Annotated in this window: 23 protein-coding genes; 5 read left to right on the top strand and 18 right to left on the bottom strand. The window is 66.0% G+C overall.

The genetic code is table 11. The features are described from left to right. Window positions 1–11: 11 nt before the first annotated feature. The 8 genes from HUT07_RS04840 to HUT07_RS04805 all read right to left on the bottom strand — a co-directional run bounded on the left by HUT07_RS04840 (window position 12) and on the right by HUT07_RS04805 (window position 6233). Complete coding sequence (locus HUT07_RS04840) at window positions 12–281, bottom strand: hypothetical protein (RefSeq protein WP_176022474.1); 270 nt, start codon at window positions 279–281, stop codon at window positions 12–14. 178 nt (window positions 282–459) lie between these two features. Further along, window positions 460–1728 carry an NAD(P)/FAD-dependent oxidoreductase gene (locus tag HUT07_RS04835; RefSeq protein ID WP_176019977.1) on the bottom strand — a complete coding sequence of 423 codons (1269 nt, stop codon included), beginning with the start codon at window positions 1726–1728 and terminating at the stop codon, window positions 460–462. A 373-nt stretch (window positions 1729–2101) separates the two neighbouring features. Then, window positions 2102–2308 (bottom strand): cold-shock protein, encoded by a 207-nt coding sequence (locus HUT07_RS04830; RefSeq protein ID WP_019183439.1) that lies wholly within the window; start codon window positions 2306–2308, stop codon window positions 2102–2104. Window positions 2309–2396: 88 nt separating this feature from the next. Beyond that, complete coding sequence (locus HUT07_RS04825) at window positions 2397–3143, bottom strand: S-methyl-5'-thioinosine phosphorylase (RefSeq protein WP_099818943.1); 747 nt, start codon at window positions 3141–3143, stop codon at window positions 2397–2399. A gap of 80 nt (window positions 3144–3223) precedes the next feature. Continuing rightward, window positions 3224–3778, bottom strand: coding sequence for a hypoxanthine-guanine phosphoribosyltransferase (locus HUT07_RS04820; RefSeq protein WP_176019976.1), 555 nt, complete (start codon window positions 3776–3778; stop codon window positions 3224–3226). After that, the gene (gene nagZ / locus HUT07_RS04815; RefSeq protein ID WP_176019975.1) at window positions 3778–4785 is read right to left on the bottom strand and encodes a beta-N-acetylhexosaminidase; all 1008 of its coding nucleotides are present in this window, start codon (window positions 4783–4785) and stop codon (window positions 3778–3780) included. The genes HUT07_RS04820 and nagZ overlap by 1 nt, the downstream gene beginning before the upstream one ends. 162 nt (window positions 4786–4947) lie before the next feature. Further along, the gene (locus tag HUT07_RS04810; protein ID WP_176019974.1) at window positions 4948–5655 is read right to left on the bottom strand and encodes a DsbA family oxidoreductase; all 708 of its coding nucleotides are present in this window, start codon (window positions 5653–5655) and stop codon (window positions 4948–4950) included. Between the two features lie 92 nt (window positions 5656–5747). After that, window positions 5748–6233, bottom strand: a complete 486-nt coding sequence (locus tag HUT07_RS04805) for a CYTH domain-containing protein (protein WP_176019973.1) — start codon at window positions 6231–6233, stop codon at window positions 5748–5750. A gap of 94 nt (window positions 6234–6327) precedes the next feature. Here HUT07_RS04805 and HUT07_RS04800 point away from each other — a divergent pair, with 94 nt between their 5' ends. Beyond that, the gene (locus HUT07_RS04800; protein ID WP_176019972.1) at window positions 6328–6948 is read left to right on the top strand and encodes a hypothetical protein; all 621 of its coding nucleotides are present in this window, start codon (window positions 6328–6330) and stop codon (window positions 6946–6948) included. A gap of 60 nt (window positions 6949–7008) precedes the next feature. Here the strand turns inward: HUT07_RS04800 and rlmD are convergent, their stop codons facing one another. Next, on the bottom strand, window positions 7009–8343 hold the full coding sequence (rlmD, locus tag HUT07_RS04795) for a 23S rRNA (uracil(1939)-C(5))-methyltransferase RlmD (RefSeq protein WP_100461416.1): 1335 nt from the start codon (window positions 8341–8343) through the stop codon (window positions 7009–7011). Window positions 8344–8471: 128 nt separating this feature from the next. Between rlmD and HUT07_RS04790 the strand changes: the two genes are divergently transcribed. Together HUT07_RS04790 and HUT07_RS04785 are read left to right on the top strand one after the other, a co-directional pair. Then, window positions 8472–9194, top strand: coding sequence for a response regulator (locus HUT07_RS04790; protein ID WP_100461487.1), 723 nt, complete (start codon window positions 8472–8474; stop codon window positions 9192–9194). 908 nt (window positions 9195–10102) lie between these two features. Next, on the top strand, window positions 10103–11017 hold the full coding sequence (locus tag HUT07_RS04785; protein WP_176019965.1) for an IS110 family transposase: 915 nt from the start codon (window positions 10103–10105) through the stop codon (window positions 11015–11017). 241 nt (window positions 11018–11258) lie between these two features. On the opposite strand, the gene recO is transcribed toward HUT07_RS04785, so the two are convergent. From recO to rpoE, 9 genes are all read right to left on the bottom strand, one after another. Next, window positions 11259–11978, bottom strand: a complete 720-nt coding sequence (gene recO, locus HUT07_RS04780) for a DNA repair protein RecO (RefSeq protein WP_176019971.1) — start codon at window positions 11976–11978, stop codon at window positions 11259–11261. Between the two features lie 18 nt (window positions 11979–11996). Further along, on the bottom strand, window positions 11997–12893 hold the full coding sequence (era, locus tag HUT07_RS04775; RefSeq protein WP_006382863.1) for a GTPase Era: 897 nt from the start codon (window positions 12891–12893) through the stop codon (window positions 11997–11999). Then, the gene (rnc, locus tag HUT07_RS04770; RefSeq protein WP_176019970.1) at window positions 12890–13570 is read right to left on the bottom strand and encodes a ribonuclease III; all 681 of its coding nucleotides are present in this window, start codon (window positions 13568–13570) and stop codon (window positions 12890–12892) included. The genes era and rnc overlap by 4 nt, the downstream gene beginning before the upstream one ends. Then, a complete protein-coding gene (locus tag HUT07_RS04765; RefSeq protein ID WP_176019969.1) occupies window positions 13560–13943 on the bottom strand; it encodes a DUF4845 domain-containing protein in 384 nt (127 codons plus the stop codon). Before HUT07_RS04765 ends, rnc begins: the two co-directional genes overlap by 11 nt. Window positions 13944–13977: 34 nt before the next feature. Beyond that, the gene (gene lepB, locus HUT07_RS04760; protein ID WP_025877111.1) at window positions 13978–14772 is read right to left on the bottom strand and encodes a signal peptidase I; all 795 of its coding nucleotides are present in this window, start codon (window positions 14770–14772) and stop codon (window positions 13978–13980) included. Between the two features lie 54 nt (window positions 14773–14826). After that, a complete protein-coding gene (gene lepA / locus HUT07_RS04755) occupies window positions 14827–16620 on the bottom strand; it encodes a translation elongation factor 4 (RefSeq protein WP_176022473.1) in 1794 nt (597 codons plus the stop codon). Between the two features lie 184 nt (window positions 16621–16804). Further along, window positions 16805–18343, bottom strand: coding sequence for a DegQ family serine endoprotease (locus tag HUT07_RS04750; protein WP_176019968.1), 1539 nt, complete (start codon window positions 18341–18343; stop codon window positions 16805–16807). A 76-nt stretch (window positions 18344–18419) separates the two neighbouring features. After that, window positions 18420–19295 carry a sigma-E factor negative regulatory protein gene (locus tag HUT07_RS04745; RefSeq protein WP_176019967.1) on the bottom strand — a complete coding sequence of 292 codons (876 nt, stop codon included), beginning with the start codon at window positions 19293–19295 and terminating at the stop codon, window positions 18420–18422. Further along, window positions 19292–19912 carry an RNA polymerase sigma factor RpoE gene (gene rpoE, locus HUT07_RS04740; RefSeq protein ID WP_025877103.1) on the bottom strand — a complete coding sequence of 207 codons (621 nt, stop codon included), beginning with the start codon at window positions 19910–19912 and terminating at the stop codon, window positions 19292–19294. Before rpoE ends, HUT07_RS04745 begins: the two co-directional genes overlap by 4 nt. 235 nt (window positions 19913–20147) lie before the next feature. Between rpoE and HUT07_RS04735 the strand changes: the two genes are divergently transcribed. Both HUT07_RS04735 and HUT07_RS04730 read left to right on the top strand, forming a co-directional pair. Then, the gene (locus tag HUT07_RS04735; RefSeq protein WP_176019966.1) at window positions 20148–22211 is read left to right on the top strand and encodes a 3-hydroxyacyl-CoA dehydrogenase NAD-binding domain-containing protein; all 2064 of its coding nucleotides are present in this window, start codon (window positions 20148–20150) and stop codon (window positions 22209–22211) included. A gap of 624 nt (window positions 22212–22835) precedes the next feature. Continuing rightward, on the top strand, window positions 22836–23750 hold the full coding sequence (locus HUT07_RS04730) for an IS110 family transposase (protein ID WP_176019965.1): 915 nt from the start codon (window positions 22836–22838) through the stop codon (window positions 23748–23750). Window positions 23751–23908 lie beyond the last annotated feature (158 nt).

Here is a 23908-nt window from a genome sequence, read left to right as displayed (position 1 = left end):
CCTGCCCTGCATTACGACGGGCGGGCGACGATTTCGGGCATCAGGCTGAAATCCGGCGTGGCCTTGTCAGCGTGGCGCGGCAGTGCCTGTATCGCTGCCAGCATCTCATGGGCGCAGGCGCGGATATGGTCGTGGCTTTCCGGTGATGCATGGCTGATCAAACTGCCCACATGAAACTCGAACACATCCTCCAGTACGTCGGGCTGGTCCTCGTGCAGCATCCGCAGCAGACCGCGCAGCTTGCAGATTTCCGATTCCAGCTTCTCGACCGCGAACAACATGGCGTCCTCCTCGTGCATCGTGCGGCACATCCGGGCCGCAGCAGGCAGCGACGGCGGCGCCACCCGGGCCACGCGATGAACGATCACGAAAAGGAAAGCGGGCGACGCGGCTGCCGCGTGCTCATCTCTTGTCGCATATACGGGGTGAGGTAATCGTTAAGTGAGCCGACGAATGGCTTCACGCGGTGGCGGGCATCGCCATGCCCCGTACCGGCGTGGGCGCAGTGGCGAGCGCTTCGATGAATGCCGGATCGAGCGGTAGCGCGCCCAGCCAACCGTGCTGGGTACCGCTGAGCACACGCAGCATGTGTCCTCGTCCGCCAGGCAGCCGTCCCATCGGTCCCAGCAGTACGTCGCGCGCCTTCGCCCATGCATCACGATCAGATTGGAACAGCGGCGTCAGCCAGCGGCTCCAGCGCTGATAGACCGCCACATGCGCACGCCGTTGCGCCTGGTAGGCCTGCAATGCAGGTTCGCCTGCACCATGGGTGCGCAACGCATCGCGCAGCGCCAGCGCATCCAGCAGCGCCATGTTCACGCCTTGCCCCAACTGCGGGCTCATCGCGTGTGCTGCGTCACCCACCAGTACCAGCCGGCCTTGATGCCAACGCCTCATCACCGCATCGCGGTACACCGCCCGCGCCAGTTGCCCGGCGTCCTGCAGATGGGCGAAGCGCGCACCCGCCTGTGGCCACAGCGTATGCAGTTCTTCCAGCCAGGGCGCCATGCCATCGCCCTGCCAGCGGTCGAAATCCGCACGCGGCAGGCTCCAGAAGAAGCTCAGTCGAGGTGTGTCGTCACCCGGTCGGGTACCCACCGGCAGCAGGCCGATCATCTTGCGCGCGGCGACGTAGCGCTGCCGCAGCTGCTGCATGTGCGGCCAGTCTTCGGCTGGCAACAGGCACCACAGCGCGCCCCACGGGTACACCCGGTCCAGCGCCGCGCCGCCTTCGATGCCGTTGCGCAGCGTGGACGCAGCGCCATCGGCGGCAACCACCAGATCGAACGGTCCGTGCGTGCGGCCGTCGCTGTCGCGCAGCCGCCCCTGTTGGTGGTCGACCTCGACGATGGTCGTACCCACGTGCAGCTCGCCGGCGCCTTCACGCGCCTGGTCCAGCACCGAGAACAACGCGCCGCGCTGCATGCCCAGGCCATGCAGGCGCGCATCCAGGCCGTCATAGCCCATGTCCATCACTGCGCGCTCGCACGGGGTATCGCCATACAGCCGACGCACCGGCATGGCGTAGCCGCGCACGGCATCGAGCAGGCCCATTTGCCACAGCGCCTGCAGTCCACTGGGCTGCAGCAGGAACCCCGCGCCCACCGGCCCTGGCGTCGGCACGCGTTCGAAGATCTCCACCTCGTGGCCATCACGGGTAAGCAGGATGGCCAAGGCCTGGCCAGCGGTGCCGTATCCAATTACGGCGATGCGCAGTCGTTCCGTCATGCCCGCATTGTGCCATCGGCGCAGGAGCGGCACATCGGGCGTCTTCCCAACAGAAGCGGTACTTCGGGCTCCGCCACCACTGCAGGCTCTCCTGCGAATGTCCCCCGGCAGCCTCTGCGCGGCTGCCTCCTCCTTTACTTCGCAGGAGAGCCTGCAGCGGTGGCGGCGCTCGGCCTTCATGGCATCCGCTGGCGCGCGCGATTCCGCAACGGGAGCGCCTGTCCTTGCGTGCGAAGTAAAGGAGGAGGCGATGGCCGGAGGCCAGCGCCGGGGACATTCGCACGCAAGGACAGGCGCTCCCGCAGCAAGAGCATCTTCACGACCCGAAAAAAAACCCCGCCGAAGCGGGGTTTTCAACGCACTGTCGAGTGGATCACTCGGCCGGAACGATGTTCGAGGCCTGGGCGCCCTTCGGGCCCTGGGTCACGTCGTAGGTGACCTTCTGGCCTTCCTGCAGACTGCGGAAGCCCTTGGAGTTGATCGCGGAGAAGTGCGCGAAGACGTCGGCGCTGCCGTCCTCCGGCGAGATGAAGCCAAATCCCTTGGCGTCGTTGAACCACTTGACGGTACCGTTCGGCATGGTGATGCGTGACCTTATGCAATGAATGGGTGGTGTACGCTGAACCCGCGCACAAGCTGAGTATGCAAAGCTTGTTACGCGAAGACAATCACCCCCGCGCCAATTCGCCGACCAGTTCCGGAAGTCCGTTGCTGGCGGCCTGCACATTGGCCAGTACTTCGGCCATGGTGATTTCCTCGCCGTCACCGCACCCGGCCGCCCAGTTTGCAACGATCGCCAGGCACGCATAATCCAGCCCCAGCTCACGTGCCAGCGCCGCTTCGGGCATGCCAGTCATGCCTACCAGGTCGCAACCATCGCGTCGCATGCGCGCGATTTCGGCGATGGTTTCCAGTCGCGGGCCCTGCGTTGCGCCGTAGCAACCGCCGTCGTGGACCTTCACACCGGTCACCTTCGCCGCCGCCAGGATCTTGCTGCGCAGCATCGGCGTGTACGGATGGCCAAAGTCCACATGCACCACGTCGGTGCCCTCTTCCTCGCAGATCGTGCTGATCCGGCCCCAGGTGTAATCGATTACCTGATCAGGACAGGCCAGCACGCGCGGGCCGAAATCGTCACCGATGCCGCCCACGGTATTCAGTGCCAGCACCCGCTGCGCGCCGATCTGCTGCAGCGCGGCCAGGTTGGCGCGGTAGTTGATCTTGTGCGGCGGCAGCGAATGGCCTTCACCATGACGCGCCAGGAAAGCCACTCGATGACCGAGCAATGTCCCGACCCGCACCGGGCCGGATGGCTGTCCGAATCGGGTCGAGACTTCGTGGGTCTGCACGTCGTCAAGCTTGGCCAGGTTGTAGACACCGGTGCCGCCAATCACGGCCAGGGCGATCTGTTGCATGAAAAGCACTCCAGAGAAAAAAGAACGCCGGCACCCGAGGATGCCGGCGGCAGCAAACGCAGGCCCAGGCGGCCGCGTCGTTATTCCTTCATCGCGTAGATGGCCGGCACGCAGCGCAGGGTTTCGTTGACGTCCATGCCGAAACCGAACACGTAGCGATCCGGCAGTTCGATGCCGGCGTAGTCGGCGATGACATCCGGCAGCGCGCGGTCGTGCTTCTTCACGGTCATCGCGGCAATACGCACGTCGGTTGCGCCCTGTTCCAGGCACCAGGTGCGCACGCCCTGCAGGGTGTAACCCTCGTCGAGGATGTCATCGACCAGCAGCACGCGGCGGCCGAACAGCGCGGTGGCCGGCTTGTGCTTCCACACCAGGTCGCCGCCGGTGGTCTCGCCGCGGTAACGGGTGGCGTGCAGGTAATCGAACTGCACGTCCTGGCCACGTGCGCCCAGTTCCAGCGCCAACTGGCCTGCGAACGGCAGTGCACCGTGCATGATCGACAGGAACAGCGGCACCTCGCCCTGGTAATCGCGCGCGATGGCGTCGGCGATGCCGGCAATGGCCTTGTCGATGGTGGGACGATCGACCAGCAGGTCAGCTTGGGCCAGGGCCTGGGAAATGGTGAGGTTCGGCATCAGACGGTTCTTCCAAGGGTTTGAAGCAGACGGGATTGGGTGTCGCCATGGCGGGCATCGGCCAGCAGGCCATCCCAGCCAAGCGCGCCGCGACCGAGCAGGCCCAGCAGCGCAGCGGTATTGAGGGAGCGTCCCTGCACCGCGTGCAGGGCTTCATCGACCAGTTCCGGGTGGCAGACCAGCACCACATCGCAGCCGGCATCCAGGTGCGCGTGCACGCGGGCCGGCACGCCACCGGCGCTGTGCGAGGCGGCCATGCCGATGTCGTCGGAGAACACCACGCCGCGGAAGCCGAGCTCGCCACGCAGGATCTGCTGGATCCAGCGCGGCGAGTAACCCGCCGGTTCCGGCGCGACCTGCGGATAGATCACGTGCGCCATCATCACTGCATCGGCGCCTGCGGCGATACCGGCCGCGAACGGGACCAGATCCTGCGCACGCAGTTCATCCAGCGCGCGCGGGTCGATCGCGGTGTCCACATGGGTGTCTTCCAGCACGGTGCCATGGCCGGGGAAATGCTTGAGGGTGGCGGCCATGCCAACCGCATGCATGCCACGCACGTAGGCGGCGGTGAACGCAGCCACGATCTGCGGATCTTCACTGAAGGCACGGTTGCCGATGGCGCGATTGCCACGGCCAAGATCAACCACCGGCGCGAAGCTCAGGTCCACGCCGCTGGCACGCACTTCACTGGCCATCAGCCAGGCGTGCTGCTCGGCCAGTGCCAATGCAGCGTCGGGGTCCTTCGCGTACTGGACACCAATGTCCTGCAGCGGAGGCAGCTCGCTGAAGCCCTCGCGGAAGCGCTGCACGCGCCCCCCTTCCTGGTCCACGCAGATCAACTGCGGGCGCGGTGCGCCAGCGCGGATGGCCGCGGACAGTTCGGTCACCTGCTGCCGCGAAGCGAAGTTGCGCTTGAACAGCACCACCCCGGCCACAGCGTCGTGCTGCAGCCAGTCACGTTCCTGGGCGGTCAGTTCAGTACCGGCAACGCCGATCAGCAGCATGGTCGATCTCCACAACGGGCGCCCGCATGGCGCAGTGCCGCATTGTCGCAGAACCGGCCAACAGGCGCAGTGTTCAAGAAAGGGGACGGAGGGGATTGACGCGCAATCGACCCAATGGTGCCAAATACGCCTTGATCGCCTCCGTCCCCTTTTGTGGTGCGGTCAGACCTTGCAGCCGTCCGCGCCACAGGCGTCGTCGCTGCCATCCGGGGCGCCCTGCGCACCCTGCCCCGCAGCCTGTTCGGCGGCAATCTGGCGCAGCGCGTTGGCGAAGGCTTCCGGCGGCTGGGCGCCGGAAACCGCCCAGCGGCCGTCGATGACGAAGGTGGGCACCGAGGAGATGCCCAGCGCATGGGCCTGGGCCAGGCCCGCTTCCACTTCGGCCAGGCCACGATCGCCGGCCAGCATCTGCTGGATCTCGTCTGCGCCCAGACCGCCCGCAGCGCCAGCCTCGACCAGCACGGCCGGGTCGGCCAGATTTCGTCCGTGCTCGAAGTGGGCGCGGAACAGCGCCTCGCCGACCGCCTCCTGCACGCCGTGCTGGCCCGCCAGCCACAGCAGGCGATGCGCCGGCAGCGTGGTCACCCGCACCTGGCCCTGGCTGAAGTCCATCGGCAGGCCCTCGGCCCGCGCGGTGGTCTGGGTCTGGCCAAGAATCTGCTCGGTACGCTCGGCACCGCCGAACTTGCGCACATAGGCCTCGCGCAGCGGCACCGGGGTGGCGTCCGCATCCGGGTCGAGCTGGAACGGCTGCCAGTGGATCTCGAGTTCGGGCGCGTCAGCGCCCAGCAACTGCACACCCTGCTGGAAGCGATGCTTGCCGATCCAGCACCAGGGGCAGACCACGTCGGAGTAGATATCGATTCTCATCCCTGCGACATGTGGCCTGCTCGCCCTGAAAAAAGGGGACGGAGGGGATCAAGTTGCTTTCTGCACAGCTGGGATCAAGGCCCCCCTCCACTTCACCACTGTGAATAGGGCTTGTTGGCCAATGCCACGTTGTAGTAGCGCGCGTCGTCAGTCACTTCGACACCGACCCAGTCCGGCAGGTCGATGGGCTGGTCAGCGCTGTCGAGTTCCACTTCGGCGACCACCAGGCCAGCGTTTTCGCCAAGGAACTCGTCCACCTCCCAGATCAATCCAGCGTACTCGACCAGGTGCCGGCGTTTGTCGATCAGGCCGCCAACGCACAGCGCCAGCAGGTCACGCGCATCCTGCACCGGAATCGGGTAGTCGAACTCCTGCCGGGTGTGGCCCAGGGTCCGTGACTTCAGGTTCAGCGCGGCCGTATCGCCTTCGATGCGGACCCGCACCGAGGCATTCTGGGTGCCGCGGTCGAGCGCGCCCAGATCGTTGATATAGCCCTGCGCCATCGGGATGACCCGGTGCGCGGCCGTGCGCCACCCATCATGGGTGACGAGAAATTTGCGTTCGATTTCGATGCCCATGGGCACAGTATGCGGCTCACGCCAGACGCTGCCTATCGGCACGGCGACAGGCACGACTACACTGCGCAGCCCCCCCACCAAGGAATGGTCGCTCATGACACTTTCCCGTCGTCTTCGTCGCTGTCTTGCCCTGTCGGCGCTGCTGCCGTGCGCCATCGCCGGCGCCGCATCGCCGCACATGCCATCGCTGCAGCAGGCACAGGCCGCAATGGACCGGATGTTCGATCAGGCCGTGGCCGATCGTCCCGCCAGCGACAGCAGCCGTCTGGTTGCCGAGACCTTCCGGCCCCGTCTGCTGGCCCTGGACAGTTGCGCAGCCGCCGAGGCCAGCGACGCCGTCGACTGCATCGCCACCACCAGCGCAGGCATCGAATCGCGACCACGGTTGCTGCGTCTGGCCCGCGTGGACGGCGTGTGGACACTGCCTGACCAGCGCGATGTGCCCGTACCGGCGCCGTCCAGGGAGCGGGTGCAGGCCCTGCTGCGGGAACGGATCGCCGAACAGGCGCAGCAGCAGGGCGACCCCGCCCTGCGCGCACGCTACGAGCAGGCGGCCGGCACCCTGCAGGTGCAGGACGTGAGGAACTGCGACGTCGCCAGCGACCGGGCCGTCATCGAGTGCACGGTGCGCGCGGGCGACGGCAACGAGCACGGCGAGCAGTCCATGGCCTTCGTGCGCGTGGACGGCCAGTGGCAGAACGCCCCGGCCGACTGACCGCGTTGCCTGCGTGCAGGCAGCGAGGCAAGCGCCGGGCAGACCCCGGCGCTGCAGGTATCAACGCTTTTCGAACACCGCGATGCTTTCCACGTGTGCGGTGTGCGGGAACATGTCCATCGCACCGGCGCTGACCAGGGTGAAGCCCTGTTCGTTGACCAGGTAGCCGGCATCGCGGGCCAGCGAGCCCGGATGGCAGCTGACATACACGATGCGCTTGAACTGCTTCAACGGCAGCTGCTGCAGCACTTCAATGGCGCCCGAACGCGGCGGATCCAGCAGCAGCTTGTCGAAGCCCTGGCGCATCCACGGCGTGCTGCGCTGGTCCTGGGTCAGGTCGGCGCTGTAGAACTGCGCGTTGGCCAGTCCATTGCGCTCGGCGTTCTCGCGCGCACGCGCCACCAGCCCGGCATCACCTTCCACGCCCACCACTTCGCGAACCTTGCGCGCCAGCGGCAGGGTGAAGTTGCCCAGGCCACAGAACAGGTCCAGCACGCGCTCGTCGGCACCCGGCTCAAGCAGGTCCAGCGCGTGGGCAATCATCTTCTCGTTGAGCTTGGCATTGACCTGGATGAAGTCCAGCGGGCGGAACGCCAGTTCCACGTCCCACGGCGCCAGCCGGAACGACAGCGCTACACCCTGCCCGTCCAGCGGCTGCACGGTATCCACGCCACCCGACTGCAGGTAGATGACAAAGCCCTGTTGCTGGCCAAAGGCCGCCCAGGCAGCGCGATCGGCATCACTCAGCGGTTGCAGGTGGCGCACGGTCAGCACCACGGCCTGGTCACCGGCGATGAACTCGATCTGCGGGATGTCGCGCTTGCCGTCCAGCGATTCAATGAAGGTCGACAGCACCTCCACCTTGGTGCCGATTTCCGGGATCACGGTCAGGCACTGCTGCAGGTCCGCGACGAAGCGCGGGTCCTGTTCGCGGAAGCCGACCAGGGTCTTGTCCTTCTTCTCGACCCGGCGCACCGAGAACCGGCCCTTGCGGCGGTAGCCCCAGCTGTCGCCGACCAGCGGCGGCAGCACGGTGCCCGGCTTCACGTGGCCGATGCGCTCCAGGTTGTCCATCAGCACACGCTGCTTGGCGACGATCTGCTGGTCCTCGTCCAGGTGCTGCAGCACGCAGCCGGCGCAGGTGCCGAAATGCGGGCACTTGGGGGTGACCCGCTGCGGCGAGGCCTGCAGCACTTCGACCGTGCGCGCCTCATCGAAGTGGCGGCTGCGGGCCGTCTGTTCGGCCATCACCACTTCGCCCGGCAGGGCACCGCTGATGAAGGTGACCTTGCCGCCCTCGCCTTCACGGCGGGCAACACCCCGACCATCATGGCTGAGGTCGAGGATCTCGGTCTGGAAGGGAGTACGGTCGATACGGGAGCGGGATCGGGCCACGTGGCAACAGGCTGCGGGCAAAAGTGGGGCGGTATTGTCGCAGATCCTGACCGGCGGGGCCGCTGGCCGCTTGCGCCCGCCGCCGCCGTGCTTGATGATTGACCCCAGCTGACATGGAGGCAGCCCTGATGCAGATGACCCCGCGGGCCAGTCGACCCCGCTTCCTGCTTGTCGAGGACGACATCATCAGCCGTGGTTTTTTCAAAGCGGCGTTGGAAACGTTACCAGCGGATGTGGACACCGCCGATTCTCTGGCCAGCGCCTTGGCGCGCGCCGAGCCCGGGGCCCACGATCTGTGGCTGATCGACGTCAACCTGCCCGATGGCAATGGTGCCCAGCTGTTGCACCAGTTGCGCCGCTCACACCCGGACACCCCCGCGCTGGCACATACCGCTGACGGCGATGCTGCCATTCACGCACGCCTGCGCGAGGCAGGTTTCAGCGACACCCTGGTCAAGCCGCTGGGTCGCGACCAGCTGCTGAAGGCGGTCCGGCGCGCACTGGTCAACAGCCCCGGCGGCTCCACGGCGCCGCCAGCGGCGGTCGAGCTGGCGCTGGAGGACTGGGACGAAACTGCGGCCCTGGCCGCGCTGAATGGCCAGCGCAACCACCTGATCGCACTGCGCGAACTGTTCCTGGCCGAACTGCCGGGCGTACGCGACGCGGTCGAACAGGCCGTGGACCAGCATGACGAGCGCCAGCTGCGCAGCCAGCTGCACCGGTTGCAGGCCAGTTGCGGGTTCGTGGGCGCGGCGCGGCTGGCGCGTGCGGTCCGGCAGCTGCACCACACGCCAGAATCGGGGCAGGCGCAGGCGGTGTTCCGGGCGGCTGTAGCGGCTCTGCTGCACTGAGCGGTTCGGCCGGGCTGCGCCCGGCAACCGTGGTAGTGCCGGCCGCTGGCCGGCAACCTCAACAGCAACAGCCAAAGCGGCTTCCTGCGGGATGGCGGGGCACTGTGGGTTTGCGGGGCCGCCGTGAACCCCCAGACCGGCCCAGCCGCCGGCGGCTGTGCGTTCGGACGCTTGCGAAGCAGTGCTTCGCAAGCAAAGCGCCCTCACCCATGGGGGCTTGGTCGCCGCATCCATGCGGCTCACACCCCGCAAACCCACAGTGCCCCGCCTTCGACAGTTTCCCGGTGGCCAGTAGATCCACGCCAGGCGTGGATGAATCTCCATCGAAATCGAAGGTTTCGACAATTGAAAAAAGAGCATCCACGCATGGCGTGGATCTACGTGTCGACCAAGGTCGACACCTACCAACAGCAGCAGAAAACTGTCGACGCCGTGAATCCATCCATGGGGCTTGGTCGCCGCCTCGACAGTGTCCCGATGGCTGATAGATCCACGCCATGCGTGGATGAATCTCCATCGAAATCGAATAGTTCGAAAATTGAACGTAGAACATCCACGCATGGCGTGGATCTACCGTGTCGACCAAGGTCGACACCCACCAAGAGCAGGCCATGCCATTCCGGCAGATCGCAGAAATCTGTCGAAGGCGGGGTGGGTCCGGTTGCGGGGGTGTAAGCGCCATGGATGGCGCGCCCAAGCCTTATCTGATCGGAATCTGGCAGCGTAGGTGCCGAGAGCCGGCGTGGGCCGCCGTGCAAGCCTGGATCTCGACGATCGCCTTGGAGCTTGGCGCCCACGCCGGAATCTCCCTTGATCCGCCCGAACAGTTGCTGGAGCTGACACTCGCAGTAATAAGACTGGGCAAGCGGGGGAGCTCTCGACCCTTCCAGACTATACGGAGTCCGGTGATGAACGGGATCGGGATTGATGTCAGCAAGCGCCAACTGGATGTCGGCACGACGGACGGAGAGGTGCTGCAGGTTAGCAATAGCGCTTCGGGTTTCGCTGAATTGGATCTCTGGTTGAGGAAACATCCGGTGAGCCAGATCGTGCTGGAGGCCACTGGGGGCTACGAACAGTCAGTACTGAACTTTCTGCACAACGCCGGTCATGCGGTGGTTCGTGCCAACGCGCTGCGGGCTCGCAGGCTGGCCCAGGGAATGGGCCAGGTGGCCAAGACCGACCGTCTGGATGCCTATGCATTGGCGCAGATGGCGGCCTTGGTGAAACTGCCCGCCTATCAGCCACTGGAGCCCTGGCAGCAAAAGCTGCGGGAATTTGTGCGGGCGCGTCGACAGACGATGGAAGCCCTGACCGTAGCGCGCCAGCAGCAGGAGATGGTGACCGATCGTGAGTTGCGCCGACTGCTGCAAGCCAGCATCAGCCGCCTGCAGAGGATGGTTGGGCGTTTGGGACAGCAGATTGCCGAGCAGGTTGCCCAGCAACCCCAGCTGGCGGTACTGAAGTCGATGAAAGGCGTGGGCCCTGTCCTGCAGGCGGTATTGGCCAGCTATCTGCCGGAGCTGGGCAAGATCAGCGGCAAGGCCATCGCCAGTCTGGTCGGTGTAGCACCCATGTCCCACGACAGTGGAACCATGCGCGGCAAACGAAGCATCCATGGCGGCAGGGCCGAGATCCGTCAGGTGCTTTACATGGCCAGCATGTCGGCCATGCGGCATGAACCTCGACTGCGCGATTTCTACCAGTCGCTGCGAGCCCGAGGCAAAGAAGGAAAAGTAGCCATCGTGGCGGTGATGCGGAAGATGCTGGTGATTCTCAACGCCCGCGTGCGTGACGCTCAAGGCGGATCGATCCCCGCCTGAAGCCAGTCTGCGCGTGCCCCAAAAGGCTGCCGGCCAGCGGCCGGCACTACCGTGCGTGACTGTCGGAGGGGCCGAGGCCCCTCTCTCAACACAGTTGCTCCATGGATGGATTCACGGCGTCCCCCGCAACCGGACCCGCCCTGCCATCCCACGGAATGCCGGCTTTTGCCGTTGCCGTTGCCGTTGCTGTTGCTCCGGCCTCTGCGGGTGCAGGGCGCAGCCCTGCCGGGCACCCCCACCCTCAACGCCTGGGTGCCAACTGCTCCAGCATCTCCCACGATTTCAAGCCGCGTGCGCCAAGGTGATGGGCCAGCACCCGCCGCATCGGCAGGCGCAGGCTGGCCAGATCCGCTGCGTCCGGTTCGTCGTCGGCTGCCAGCGCCAACAGTGCCGAGCCGGTAGCCGCCGCACGACGTTCGCCGCCACGCTCGCTGAGCAGGCGCTGCGGCCCTTCCTGCGGATCCAGTTCATAGCGTGCCGCCGGGTCGATCGGCTGGCCATCGCTGGCGGTCTCCAGATCGAAGCCCACACCCAGCGCCGCCAGCAGCTCGCGCTCGAAACGGCGTAGTGTCCAGGCCAGTCCGGCCCCCACAGCCAGACGCGCCCGCGCTTCGCCATAGGCCAGGTACAACTCCGGCAGCGGATCCTGGCGCGGCGCCAGCCGCAGGGTCAGTTCGCTGAGATAGAACCCGGCCAGCATGGCCTGGCCATGCAGGCGCGGCGCAACATCCAGCGCTTCGGCACCGCGCAGCTGGGCCAGTTCGCCACGCTGCAGGGCGCTGAAGCGGATCCATTGCAAAGGCTGCAGGGCTGCCCGCAGCACCTGGCCCTTGGCCGTGGAAACTCCACGCGCGAGCAGACCGATCCGGCCGTGCTCGGCGCTTAATACCTCGACCAGCAGGCTGGTCTCGCGATAGGCCCGCGCATGCAGCACGAAACCAGTGTCGTCCTCGATCAGCATCGAAGCGACCGTCGCGGCTTATTCGTAGCCGAAGGCCTTCAGCGCGGCCTCGTCATCGGACCAGCCCTCACGCACCCGCACCCAGGTTTCCAGGAACACCTTGGCCCCGAACAGTCGCTCCATCTGCAGGCGGGACTTGGCCCCGATCTCCTTCAGGCGGGTGCCGCCCTTGCCGATCACGATCGCCTTCTGGCCTTCGCGCTCGACCCAGATCACCGCACCGATGCGCAGCAGGTTGCCGTCCTCGGTGAAGCGTTCGATCTCCACCGTGGTGGCGTACGGCAGCTCTTCGCCCAACTGGCGCATCAGCTGTTCACGCACCAGTTCGCCGGCCAGGAAGCGCTGGCTGCGGTCGGTGATTTCGTCTTCGCCGAACATCGGCGGAGCTTCCGGCAACAGTGCCAGCACATCACGCACCAGGGCTTCCAGGCCGTTGCGCTTCTGTGCCGAAATCGGATGCACCGACGAGAAGTCACGGCCTGCGGTCACTTCCTGCAGGAACGGCAGCAGTGCGCCCTTGTCCTTCAAGCGGTCGATCTTGTTGACCACCAGCACCACCGGGATACCGGCGTCGCGCAGCACGTTGAACGCCAGGCTGTCCTCTTCGTCCCAGCGACCGGCTTCGATCACCAGCAGGCCGGCGTCCACGCCTTCCAGCGAACCACGGGCGGCGCGGTTCATGACCCGGTTCATCGCCCGCTTCTGCACCTTGTGCAGACCGGGCGTGTCGACCAGTACCAGCTGTCCTTCCGGGTAGGTGGCGATGCCCAGCAGGCGGTGACGGGTGGTCTGCGGCCGGTTGGACACGATGCTGACCTTGGCCCCGACCAAGGCGTTGGTCAGGGTCGATTTGCCCACGTTCGGGCGGCCGATGACGGCCACGCTGCCGCAATGATGGGGAGTTTGTTCGCTCACTTGGAATCCAGTTGTTCAAGGACGGCCGCAGCCGCTTGTTGTTCGGCAATCCGCCGCGAGGAGCCTTCGCCCTCGGTGCTGGCGGCGGGGTCGGCTACGTTGCAGCGTACCCGGAAGTGTTTGGCGTGGTCGTCACCGGATTCTGACACCAGCTCGTACTGTGGCAACGCCTTCTGTCGGCCCTGCAGCCATTCCTGCAGGCGGGTCTTGGGGTCCTTCTCCGGTCGTCCGGTGGCCGGCAGCGCCTCCATCGAGGCAGCGAACCAGGGCAGCACCTTCGCCCGGCAGGCGTCAAAACCCACATCCAGGTAGATCGCAGCGACCACCGCCTCGAAGGCATCGGCCAGGGTCGAGTCGCGGCGATGGCCGCCGGACTTCATTTCGCCAGGCCCCATCGTCAGCCGGTCACCCAGCTGCAGGGCACGTGCGATCACCGCCAGCGCACCCTCGCGCACCAGCTCGGCGCGGGCGCGGGTCATCGCGCCTTCGTCCGCCTTGGGCCAGCGCAGGTACAACGCCTCGGCGACCATCATGTTGACGATGCTGTCGCCAAGGAACTCCAGCCGCTCGTTATGCGGCGCGCCCGCACTGCGATGGGTCAGCGCCTGCTTGAGCAGGTCTGGATCGCGGAAGGCGTGACCGATCAGGTCTTCACGTTGGAAAGATTTATTCGGCACCGCTACGGGTCAGGTCCTGGGAAGAATCGAATTTGCCAACCACATCCAGGTTGCCGACCAGCGGGCGGCGCACTTCGTAGTTGACCTTGAGGGTCCAGCCATTGTCGCGACGGTCGAACTTGACGTCGGCCGGCTTCAGGCTGTCGGAGTAGTTCATGTCCAGGCGCTTGAAGAACATCGACTGGATGCGTGCCGGCTCCATGCTGCCCACGCCGGGCTCGTTGGCCAGGCTCTTCATCGCCGAACGCACTGCGTAGTACTCCTGGTACATCGGGAACAGCTTCATGCCGACGTACAGGAAGAAGCCAACCACGATCAGGACAACCAGGAACGAAGTCAGGGTCATGCCGCGCTGCGTGTTCATCGTCTTCATTGCGTTCTCCCCAGATACGCGAGTGGATGTGAAGTCAGTTGATGCTCGAACCGATCCGCGACGGTTCGAAGCCGTCCTTGCAGAACCAGCCCTGACAGTTCAGCCAGATCAGGAAGGCCTTGCCGCGCAGATTCTCTTCCGGCAGCAGGCCCCAGAAACGGCCGTCGTCGCTGTTGTCGCGATTATCGCCCATCACCAGGTACTTGCCGGCCGGCACGGTCCACTGGCCCTGGCCACGCGGATAGTCGGTCTCCAGCACGGTGTGGGTACGGCCCGGCAAGTGCTCGACCAGCAGGTTGGCGCCCTCGCCCTGGCCCTTGTGGCCGGCGTAGATGCCCTTGTTGTCGTACTTCAGCGGCTCGCCGTTGAGGATCACGCCGTCGCCTTCGAACACGACGGTGTCGCCCGGCACGCCGATCACGCGCTTGATGAAGTTCTCGCCCTTGGCCGGGTCGTTGTCGCCATGGCCGGGGAAGTGGAACACCACCACGTCACCACGGGCCGGATCGCCGACCGGCACGAAGCGGGTGTTGGTGATCGGCAGGCGCAGGCCATAGGAGAACTTGTTGACCAGGATGAAATCGCCGATCAGCAGGTTCGGCATCATCGAGCTGGACGGGATCTTGTACGGCTCGGCGATGAAGCTGCGCACGATCAGCACGATCGCCAGCACCGGGAAGAACGCACGCGAGTAGTCCACCAGCACCGGCTCGGTGTCGAGCAGGCCGGCGCGCTGGGCGCGACGCTTGGCCAGGTACAGCTTGTCGGCCAGCAGGATCAGGCCGGAGGCTAGGGTCAGCACGACCAGGAGGATCTCAAACAGTTTCATTCAGGGTCCTTTGCAACGTCACCGGACGATCGGCCCGAAGGCCGGTTTCGGGGCTTATTTGTTGTCCATCTGCAGCACGGCCAGGAAAGCTTCCTGCGGAATTTCCACGCGGCCGACCTGCTTCATGCGCTTCTTGCCTTCCTTCTGCTTTTCCAGAAGCTTCTTCTTGCGCGAAACGTCGCCACCATAGCACTTGGCCAGAACGTTCTTGCGCATGGCCTTGACCGTGGTGCGCGAGATGATCTGCGAGCCGACGGCGGCCTGGATGGCGACATCGAACTGCTGGCGCGGGATCAGGTCCTTCATCTTCTCGCACAGCTCGCGGCCACGACGATCGGCATGGCTGCGGTGCACGATCAGCGACAGGGCGTCGACCTTGTCACCGTTGATCAGCACGTCCACGCGCACGAACGGGCCGGCATCGAAGCGGACGAAGTGGTAGTCCAGCGAGGCATAGCCGCGGCTGACCGATTTCAGCTTGTCGAAGAAGTCCAGCACCACTTCGGCCATCGGCAGCTCGTAGCTGATCTGCACCTGGCTGCCCAGGTAGTTGATGCCGAGCTGGCTGCCGCGCTTTTCTTCGCACAGCTTGATGATGTTGCCGATGTACTCCTCGGGGGTGAGCACGTTGGCGCGGATGATCGGCTCGCGGATCTCCTGCACATGGTTGACCGGCGGCAGCTTGGCCGGGTTGTCCATGTTGACGATGGTGCCGTCGGTCTTCAGGACTTCATAGATCACCGTCGGCGCGGTGCTGATCAGGTCCAGGTTGTATTCGCGTTCCAGGCGCTCCTGCACGATTTCCATGTGCAGCATGCCGAGGAAGCCGCAGCGGAAACCGAAGCCCATCGCCTCGGAGCTTTCCGGCTCGAAGCGCAGCGCAGCATCGTTCAGGCGCAGCTTGTCCAGCGCTTCGCGCAGATCCGGGTAGTCCTCGGCATCGACCGGGAACAGGCCGGCGAACACGCGCGGCTGCATTTCCTGGAAGCCCGGCAGCGGCTTCGGTGCCGGGTCGCCGGCCAAAGTGAGCGTGTCGCCGACCGGAGCGCCGTGCACGTCCTTGATGCTGGCGGTGACCCAGCCCACCTCGCCCGCGCGCAGTGCCGGCAGCACCTTGCGCTTCGGGGTGAACACACCGACGTTGTCGACCTGGTGGTTGCGGCCGGTGGACATGACCTGCAGCTTGTCGCCGGCCTTGATCTCGCCCTGCATCACGCGCACCAGCGAGACCACGCCCAGGTAGTTGTCGAACCAGGAGTCGATGATCAGCGCCTGCAGCTTGTCGGTATCGCGCGGCACCGGGGCCGGGATGCGATGGACGATGGCTTCCAGCACGTCCTGCACGTTCAGGCCGGTCTTGGCGCTGACCGGCACGGCGTCGGCGGCATCGATGCCGATGACGGCCTCGATTTCGGCCTTGGCACGCTCGATATCGGCGGTGGGCAGGTCGATCTTGTTGATGACCGGCACCACTTCCAGCCCCTGCTCCACGGCGGTGTAGCAGTTGGCCACCGACTGCGCCTCCACACCCTGCGCCGCATCGACCACCAGCAGCGCGCCTTCGCAGGCGGCCAGCGAGCGGCTGACTTCATAGGAGAAGTCGACGTGGCCGGGCGTGTCGATGAAGTTCAGGTGGTAGGTCTGGCCGTCCTTCGCCACGTACGGCAGCGACACCGACTGCGCCTTGATGGTGATGCCACGCTCGCGCTCGATCGGGTTGGAGTCGAGCACCTGCGCTTCCATCTCGCGGGCCTGGAGGCCGCCACAGAGCTGGATGATGCGGTCGGCCAGCGTGGACTTGCCGTGGTCGACGTGGGCGATGATGGAGAAGTTGCGGATGTTCCGCATCGAATCAGAGGACATAGAGAGGTGGCGGCGGCGCGCGGCGTCGTCAGGGTAACGGTGGATTATCGCACGCCCGGAGGGTAGCGGCGTGGTTGGCCTGGCCGGACGGGCCTGGAATGGCCGAAGCCCCGCCAGGGCGGGGCTTCGGGGACACCACAAGGGCCGCCGCGAAGGCGGCCATCCGTTCTTACGGGCCGGCCTTGACCGCCACAAAGGCGCTGTTGCCGCTGCCGGTACGGACCAGCAGCATGACCACGTCGCCCTTCTTGTACCCGGACAGCGCACGGTTCAGGGTTTCAACGCTGCCGACCGGGGTGCTGGCCACCTGCAGGATCACCATGCCGCCGGACAGGCCGGCATCACGGGCGCCCTCGCCCTTCACTGCAGTGATGCGCACGCCCTCACCCGCCTCCAGGCCCAGCTGCTTGCGCTGCGGCGCGGTCAGGTCGGCAACCTCCAACCCAAGCAGGGCATTGGCGCCTGTCTGCGGAGCAGCCGTGTCATTGCCTGCGGACGGGCTGCGGGCATTGCCCTGCGCATCCTCGGCCAAGGCAGTCAGGGTCGCACTCAGGTCCCGCGGCTTGCCGTCACGGATCACGCCCAGGGTGACGCGGCTGCCTGGTGCCATGGCACCGATCAACGGCGGCAGATCGGACCAGCTGTTGACCGGCGCACCATTCACCGTGCGGATCACGTCACCGATCTTGACCCCGGCCTTGGCCGCAGCGCTGTCCGGCACGATCTGGTTGACCAGTGCACCACGGCTGTCGGGCAGGCCCATTGCCTGTGCCTTCAGGCCGTCGATTTCCTGCACCACCGCGCCGAGCTGGCCACGGGTGACCTTGCCGGTCTTCTTGATCTGCTCAACCGCACTCATCGCCAGGTCGATCGGGATCGCGAAGCTGATGCCCATGTAGCCACCGGAGGCCGAGAATATCTGCGAGTTGATGCCGACCACTTCACCGCGGGTGTTCAGCAGCGGACCGCCGGAATTGCCCTGGTTGATCGCCACGTCGGTCTGGATGAACGGCACGTAGCGCTGGTCCGGCCCACCGGTGTTGCGGCCGAGGGCACTGACCACGCCGGCGGTAACGGAGTGGTCGAGGCCGAACGGCGAGCCGATTGCGACAACCCACTGACCGGGCTTCAGGCTGTTGGAGTCACCCACGCGCACGGTCGGCAGGTTCTTGCCGTCGATCTTCAACAGGGCGACGTCGTACTGCTGGTCGCTGCCGACCACCTTCGCGGTGAACTCGCGACGATCACCAAGCTTGACCTTCACTTCACTGGCGTCGGCCACCACGTGGTAATTGGTCAGCACGTAACCGTCAGGCGAAATGATGAAGCCCGAGCCCATGCCGCGGCCCTTGATGCTGGGTCCGCCGCCCTGACCACCGGGACCCTGCCCCGGCATCGGGAAATCCGGGCCGAAGAAGCGGCGGAAGAATTCGGGCATTTCGTCATCGCCCGGGCCCATGCCGCCCCGCGCCTGGCGGTTGCTGCGGACGATGGTGGTGTCGACGTTGACCACGCCGGGGCCGACCTGTTCAACCAGATTGGTGAAATCAGGCAGACCACTGACCAGCGGTTGCGCAGGTGCGCGTGGTGCAGCGGCGGCGGCCGCGGCCTGCGGCTGGGCGGCAGGTGCCGCCGGTTGGGCACAGGCCACCAGCGGCAGGGTCAGGGCGAACAGGCCAATGGCCTGTGTGCGGAGTCGGGGAGTCATCGGACGGCAACCTCCGGGTCGTAGGGAAAGGGAGAGAAGCGCCCCGCCGACGGCGGGGCGTGTGACGGTACCCGGCTCAGTCGCGCGGGTGCTGCGACGCCGGCAGGTTGTCCTGCAGGCGCGGCTCGAACGGATAGAACGCGGCGCTACCGGCATGGGCCGGGAAGCTGGCATTGAGAGCGCCACCCGCGGCGGGCGCCAGGCTGGAGCGCGGCCACGGCCGTGCCTGCAGGCTGCCGACCTCGCCAAATGGCAGGTTGCGCGCACTACCGGCGGGCACGGTCGGGATCAGCGGCGCCTGGCTGGCGACCGCGCGCAGCGGTGCGTCATCGCGCTGGGCCACGCGTGCGGCCTGCTGGCTGCGGGTGGCGCTGGCGCGGCGTGCGTCCTGGCGACGGCTGGCGGCGGCCATGGCCACCGCCGGCACGCTGGCCACGGCCATCGTAGCGGTGTCCACCGACGCCTCGGTGACAGCGGCGGGTTGACCAGATGCCGGCGGCAACTGCGCCTGGCTGGCGATCACCTGTGGTGCGGAGACATCGACGGGCGGCGCCTCCTGCAGCTTCTCCCGGCCGACGAACAGCGCCACGGCGGCAACCGAAGCGGCCAGTGCGCCGCCGCCCCAGGCGCGCCAACCACTGCGGCGGGCCTGACGCTTCGGCTCGGCCTGCGCCGCAGGCTCGGCGGCGATGGCGGCAGCCACGGCGGCACTGAAACCGGCCGGTGCCAGCAGCGACGCCTGGCCTCGCATGACGTCACCCAGCAGCTGCCAGCGTTCCTGGCAGCCAGCCAGTTCCGGATCGTGTTCCATGCGGCGCACCAGGAAGCGCGCCTCATCTGCCCCCAGCTCGCCGTCGACCAGCGCCGACAACTGCTGGCGATGGCGTTCGTCCAGGCGTTGCCCGGCGGGAGACTGATGGTTGTGCGATTCGTTGTTCGGAATGCGGGTCATATACGGCTCTTCTCGCGGGTGGCGCTGCCGATGTCCAACAGCGGCCGGAGTTCGGTGTCGATCGCCTCGCGCGCCCGGAAGATCCGTGAACGCACGGTGCCGATCGGGCACCCCATCTTCTGCGCGATTTCCTCGTAACTCAGGCCTTCCACCTCGCGCAGGGTGATCGCTGACCGGAGCTCTTCCGGCAGCGCGTTGACGGCCTTCATCACCGTCTGTTCCAGCTCCTGTCGCATCAACTCACGCTCGGGCGTGTCGGTGTCGCGCAGGCGTGTCCCGCTGTCGAACTGCTCGGCGTCGCCGATGTCGATGTCATCGGTCGGCGGGCGGCGATTATGTGAAGCCAGATGATTTTTGGCGGTATTCACAGCGATCCGATGCAACCAGGTTGAGAACTGGGCGTCGCCACGGAAGCTTCCAATCGCACGGTAAGCACGGATGAAAGTGTCCTGGGCCACGTCCTGACATTCACTCCAGTCGGCGATGTAGCGTCCGACCAGGGCCACGACCCGATGCTGGTACTTGCGCACCAGGACATCGAAGGCGGCACTCTCGCCGTGCTGCACGCGCCGGACCAGTTCCAGATCCAGCTCCTGAGGTGTATCAACATCGGCCATGAGGGGCCGCACTCCTGTCAGCCCAACCGACGTCGGGCAATGAGACTGCCAATCCCGGGAAAAGTTCAGTCGCCGATCACCCGGCGCCGCACCAGCTTTTAACCACCGTTCCGTTAACGTTCCGGTCCAAGGCCTGCGATCCGGGGCGCCACACCCCTGCTATTGGGATTTGACGCGGGGGAAACAACCTCTGGATCATAGCCCCCTTCTCCATACACAACCGGATGGAACGTCCATGCTCTCAAGCTTCGATGGTCTCCGCTTCAGCCACTGGCACCCCGAGATCCGCGACGATGGCGTGGTGGTCCTCTCTCTTGATCGTCAGGACAGCAGTGTCAACGCAATGTCGCAGGATGTCCTGCTGGAGCTGGGCGATCTGCTTGAACGCATCGCCATGGACCCGCCCAAGGGCGTGGTGATCCAGTCCATCAAGAAGGCAGGCTTCATCGCCGGTGCCGATCTGAAGGAATTCCAGGAGTTCGATCGCCGCGGCACCGTCAACGATGCCATCCGTCGTGGCCAGTCCACCTACCAGAAGCTGGCCGAACTGCCCTGCCCGACGGTGGCCGCCATCCACGGCCATTGCCTGGGCGGCGGCACCGAGCTGGCCCTGGCCTGCCGCTATCGCGTTGCGTCCAATGACAGCACCACCCGCATCGGCCTGCCGGAAACCCAGCTTGGCATCTTCCCGGGCTGGGGCGGCAGCGCGCGCCTGCCGCAGCTGGTCGGCGCACCGGCGGCGATGGACATGATGCTGACCGGACGCACCCTGTCGGCCTCGGCCGCACGGGGCATCGGCCTGGTCGACAAGGTGGTGGCACCGGCGGTCGTGCTCGACACCGCCGTGGCGCTGGCATTGTCCGGCACCACCCGCCCGTTCAAGCAGCGTGCGCTTGCATGGGTCACCAATACCTGGCCGGCACGCCAGCTGCTGGCACCGCAGATGGTCAAGCAGGTCGCACGCAAGGCGAAAAAGAACCAGTACCCGGCGCCGTATGCGTTGATCAGCACCTGGCAGCGCAGCGGCGGCAAGCCGGTGCAGGCACGCCTGGATGCCGAACGGCGCGCCGTGGTGAAGCTGGCCAGCACGCCGACCGCGCGCAATCTGATCCGCATCTTCTTCCTCACCGAACGTCTGAAGGGCCTGGGCGGTGGCGATTCCGGCATCCGCCACGTGCACGTGGTCGGTGCCGGCGTGATGGGCGGTGACATCGCCGCATGGGCCGCCTACAAGGGCTTCGACGTGACCCTGCAGGACCGTGAGCAGCGCTTCATCGACCCGGCCATGGAACGTGCGCAGGCACTGTTCGCCAAGAAGGTACGTGACGAGAGCAAGCGCCCCGCCGTCGCCGCGCGCCTGCGTGCGGACCTGGAAGGCAACGGCGTGGCGCAGGCCGATCTGGTGATCGAAGCGATCATCGAGAACCCGGAAGCCAAGCGTGCGCTGTACCAGACGCTGGAGCCGAAGATGAAGCTCGACGCGTTGCTGACCACCAACACCTCGTCGATTCCGTTGGTGGAACTGCGCGATCACATCCAGCGTCCGGCGCAGTTCGCCGGCCTGCATTACTTCAATCCGGTGGCACAGATGCCGCTGGTGGAGATCATCCATCACGACGGCATGGCCGCTGAAACCGAGCGTCGCCTGGCGGCCTTCTGCAAGGCGCTGGGCAAGTTCCCGGTGCCGGTGGCCGGTACCCCCGGCTTCCTGGTCAACCGCGTGCTGTTCCCGTACATGCTGGAAGCGGCCACCGCATACGCCGAAGGCATTCCGGGCCCGGTGATCGACAAGGCGGCCGTGAAGTTCGGCATGCCGATGGGCCCGATCGAACTGATCGACACCGTGGGCCTGGACGTGGCCGCGGGCGTGGGCAAGGAACTGGCACCGTTCCTGGGCCTGCAGATTCCGGCGGCGCTGCAGACGGTGGAACCGGACAAGCGCGGCAAGAAGGATGGCCAGGGCATCTACACCTGGGAGAACGGCCGGGCCAAGAAGCCGGACGTGGCACGCGACTACCAGGCACCTGCCGATCTGGAAGATCGCCTGATCCTGCCGCTGTTGAACGAGGCCGTGGCGTGCCTGCACGAGGGCGTGGTGGCCGACGCGGACCTGCTGGATGCGGGCGTGATCTTCGGTACCGGCTTTGCACCGTTCCGCGGCGGTCCAATCCAGCATATCCGTGCGGTGGGCGCCGATGCGATCGTCGAGCGGCTGAAGGCACTGCAGCAGCGCCACGGCGACCGTTTCGCCCCGCGCCCGGGCTGGGACAACCCGGTCCTGCGCGAACCGGTGGTTTGATCGGCCGGGCCTGCGGCCCGGCACCCGCAGAGACAACAACAGCTACAGCAAAAGCCAGGGCCAAAGCGGCTCTGGCTTTTCTGTTTGTTGGGTGGGGCGGTGTGGGCTGGCAGGACACGCCGTAAACCCATCCATGGGGGCTCGATGGCGCCATCCATGGCGCCAACGGTCCTGCCAGCCCACACCGCCCCACCCCTGACGGTTTCCCGGTGACGGTCGGTCAATCGCGATTTCCGGTTGATGTCGACCTTGGTCGACAGTAGATCCACGCCATGCGTGGATGCGAGCGAAGCGACCAGCGTTTGATCTTGATTTTCTTTTTTCTTCTCCGTGGCTGGACAGCACACGGAAACTGTCAGAGGCCGGGCGGGGTGGGTTCGCGGGGGTGTCCGCGGCATGGATGCCGCGGCCAAGCCTTATCTGATCGGAATCTGGCAGCGTAGGTGCCGAGAGCCGGCGTGGGCCGCCGTGCAAGCCTGGATCTCGACGATCGCCTTGGAGCTTGGCGCCCACGCCGGAATCTCCCTTGATCCGCCCGAACAGTTGCTGGAGCTGACACTCGCAGTAATAAGACTGGGCAAGCGGGGGAGCTCTCGACCCTTCCAGACTATACGGAGTCCGGTGATGAACGGGATCGGGATTGATGTCAGCAAGCGCCAACTGGATGTCGGCACGACGGACGGAGAGGTGCTGCAGGTTAGCAATAGCGCTTCGGGTTTCGCTGAATTGGATCTCTGGTTGAGGAAACATCCGGTGAGCCAGATCGTGCTGGAGGCCACTGGGGGCTACGAACAGTCAGTACTGAACTTTCTGCACAACGCCGGTCATGCGGTGGTTCGTGCCAACGCGCTGCGGGCTCGCAGGCTGGCCCAGGGAATGGGCCAGGTGGCCAAGACCGACCGTCTGGATGCCTATGCATTGGCGCAGATGGCGGCCTTGGTGAAACTGCCCGCCTATCAGCCACTGGAGCCCTGGCAGCAAAAGCTGCGGGAATTTGTGCGGGCGCGTCGACAGACGATGGAAGCCCTGACCGTAGCGCGCCAGCAGCAGGAGATGGTGACCGATCGTGAGTTGCGCCGACTGCTGCAAGCCAGCATCAGCCGCCTGCAGAGGATGGTTGGGCGTTTGGGACAGCAGATTGCCGAGCAGGTTGCCCAGCAACCCCAGCTGGCGGTACTGAAGTCGATGAAAGGCGTGGGCCCTGTCCTGCAGGCGGTATTGGCCAGCTATCTGCCGGAGCTGGGCAAGATCAGCGGCAAGGCCATCGCCAGTCTGGTCGGTGTAGCACCCATGTCCCACGACAGTGGAACCATGCGCGGCAAACGAAGCATCCATGGCGGCAGGGCCGAGATCCGTCAGGTGCTTTACATGGCCAGCATGTCGGCCATGCGGCATGAACCTCGACTGCGCGATTTCTACCAGTCGCTGCGAGCCCGAGGCAAAGAAGGAAAAGTAGCCATCGTGGCGGTGATGCGGAAGATGCTGGTGATTCTCAACGCCCGCGTGCGTGACGCTCAAGGCGGATCGATCCCCGCCTGAAGCCAGTCTGCGCGTGCCCCAAAAGGCTGCCGGCCAGCGGCCGGCACTACCGTGCGTGACTGTCGGAGGGGCCGAGGCCCCTCTCTCAACACAGTTGCTCCAGGGACGGATTCACGGCGTCCCCCGCGAATCCACCCCGCCCGGCCAAGCGCGGCTCT

The sequence above is a fragment of the Stenotrophomonas sp. NA06056 genome, assembly GCF_013364355.1.
Lineage (GTDB): Bacteria > Pseudomonadota > Gammaproteobacteria > Xanthomonadales > Xanthomonadaceae > Stenotrophomonas.
This window is presented reverse-complemented; position numbering and strand designations above follow the sequence as displayed.

What these genes read in the sequence shown, in the direction of transcription:
- HUT07_RS04750 (WP_176019968.1), bottom strand. Translation starts at nt 18,343, where the DNA reads ATGACTCCCCGACTCCGCACACAGGCCATTGGCCTGTTCGCCCTGACC.
- HUT07_RS04745 (WP_176019967.1), bottom strand. Translation starts at nt 19,295, where the DNA reads ATGACCCGCATTCCGAACAACGAATCGCACAACCATCAGTCTCCCGCC.
- lepA (WP_176022473.1), bottom strand. Translation starts at nt 16,620, where the DNA reads ATGCGGAACATCCGCAACTTCTCCATCATCGCCCACGTCGACCACGGC.
- HUT07_RS04830 (WP_019183439.1), bottom strand. Translation starts at nt 2,308, where the DNA reads ATGCCGAACGGTACCGTCAAGTGGTTCAACGACGCCAAGGGATTTGGC.
- HUT07_RS04805 (WP_176019973.1), bottom strand. Translation starts at nt 6,233, where the DNA reads ATGGGCATCGAAATCGAACGCAAATTTCTCGTCACCCATGATGGGTGG.
- HUT07_RS04840 (WP_176022474.1), bottom strand. Translation starts at nt 281, where the DNA reads ATGTTGTTCGCGGTCGAGAAGCTGGAATCGGAAATCTGCAAGCTGCGC.
- lepB (WP_025877111.1), bottom strand. Translation starts at nt 14,772, where the DNA reads ATGAAACTGTTTGAGATCCTCCTGGTCGTGCTGACCCTAGCCTCCGGC.
- nagZ (WP_176019975.1), bottom strand. Translation starts at nt 4,785, where the DNA reads ATGCTGCTGATCGGCGTTGCCGGTACTGAACTGACCGCCCAGGAACGT.
- HUT07_RS04800 (WP_176019972.1), top strand. Translation starts at nt 6,328, where the DNA reads ATGACACTTTCCCGTCGTCTTCGTCGCTGTCTTGCCCTGTCGGCGCTG.
- HUT07_RS04825 (WP_099818943.1), bottom strand. Translation starts at nt 3,143, where the DNA reads ATGCAACAGATCGCCCTGGCCGTGATTGGCGGCACCGGTGTCTACAAC.
- HUT07_RS04790 (WP_100461487.1), top strand. Translation starts at nt 8,472, where the DNA reads ATGCAGATGACCCCGCGGGCCAGTCGACCCCGCTTCCTGCTTGTCGAG.
- recO (WP_176019971.1), bottom strand. Translation starts at nt 11,978, where the DNA reads ATGCTGATCGAGGACGACACTGGTTTCGTGCTGCATGCGCGGGCCTAT.
- HUT07_RS04835 (WP_176019977.1), bottom strand. Translation starts at nt 1,728, where the DNA reads ATGACGGAACGACTGCGCATCGCCGTAATTGGATACGGCACCGCTGGC.
- HUT07_RS04735 (WP_176019966.1), top strand. Translation starts at nt 20,148, where the DNA reads ATGCTCTCAAGCTTCGATGGTCTCCGCTTCAGCCACTGGCACCCCGAG.
- HUT07_RS04785 (WP_176019965.1), top strand. Translation starts at nt 10,103, where the DNA reads ATGAACGGGATCGGGATTGATGTCAGCAAGCGCCAACTGGATGTCGGC.
- rpoE (WP_025877103.1), bottom strand. Translation starts at nt 19,912, where the DNA reads ATGGCCGATGTTGATACACCTCAGGAGCTGGATCTGGAACTGGTCCGG.
- HUT07_RS04765 (WP_176019969.1), bottom strand. Translation starts at nt 13,943, where the DNA reads ATGAAGACGATGAACACGCAGCGCGGCATGACCCTGACTTCGTTCCTG.
- HUT07_RS04730 (WP_176019965.1), top strand. Translation starts at nt 22,836, where the DNA reads ATGAACGGGATCGGGATTGATGTCAGCAAGCGCCAACTGGATGTCGGC.
- HUT07_RS04820 (WP_176019976.1), bottom strand. Translation starts at nt 3,778, where the DNA reads ATGCCGAACCTCACCATTTCCCAGGCCCTGGCCCAAGCTGACCTGCTG.
- HUT07_RS04810 (WP_176019974.1), bottom strand. Translation starts at nt 5,655, where the DNA reads ATGAGAATCGATATCTACTCCGACGTGGTCTGCCCCTGGTGCTGGATC.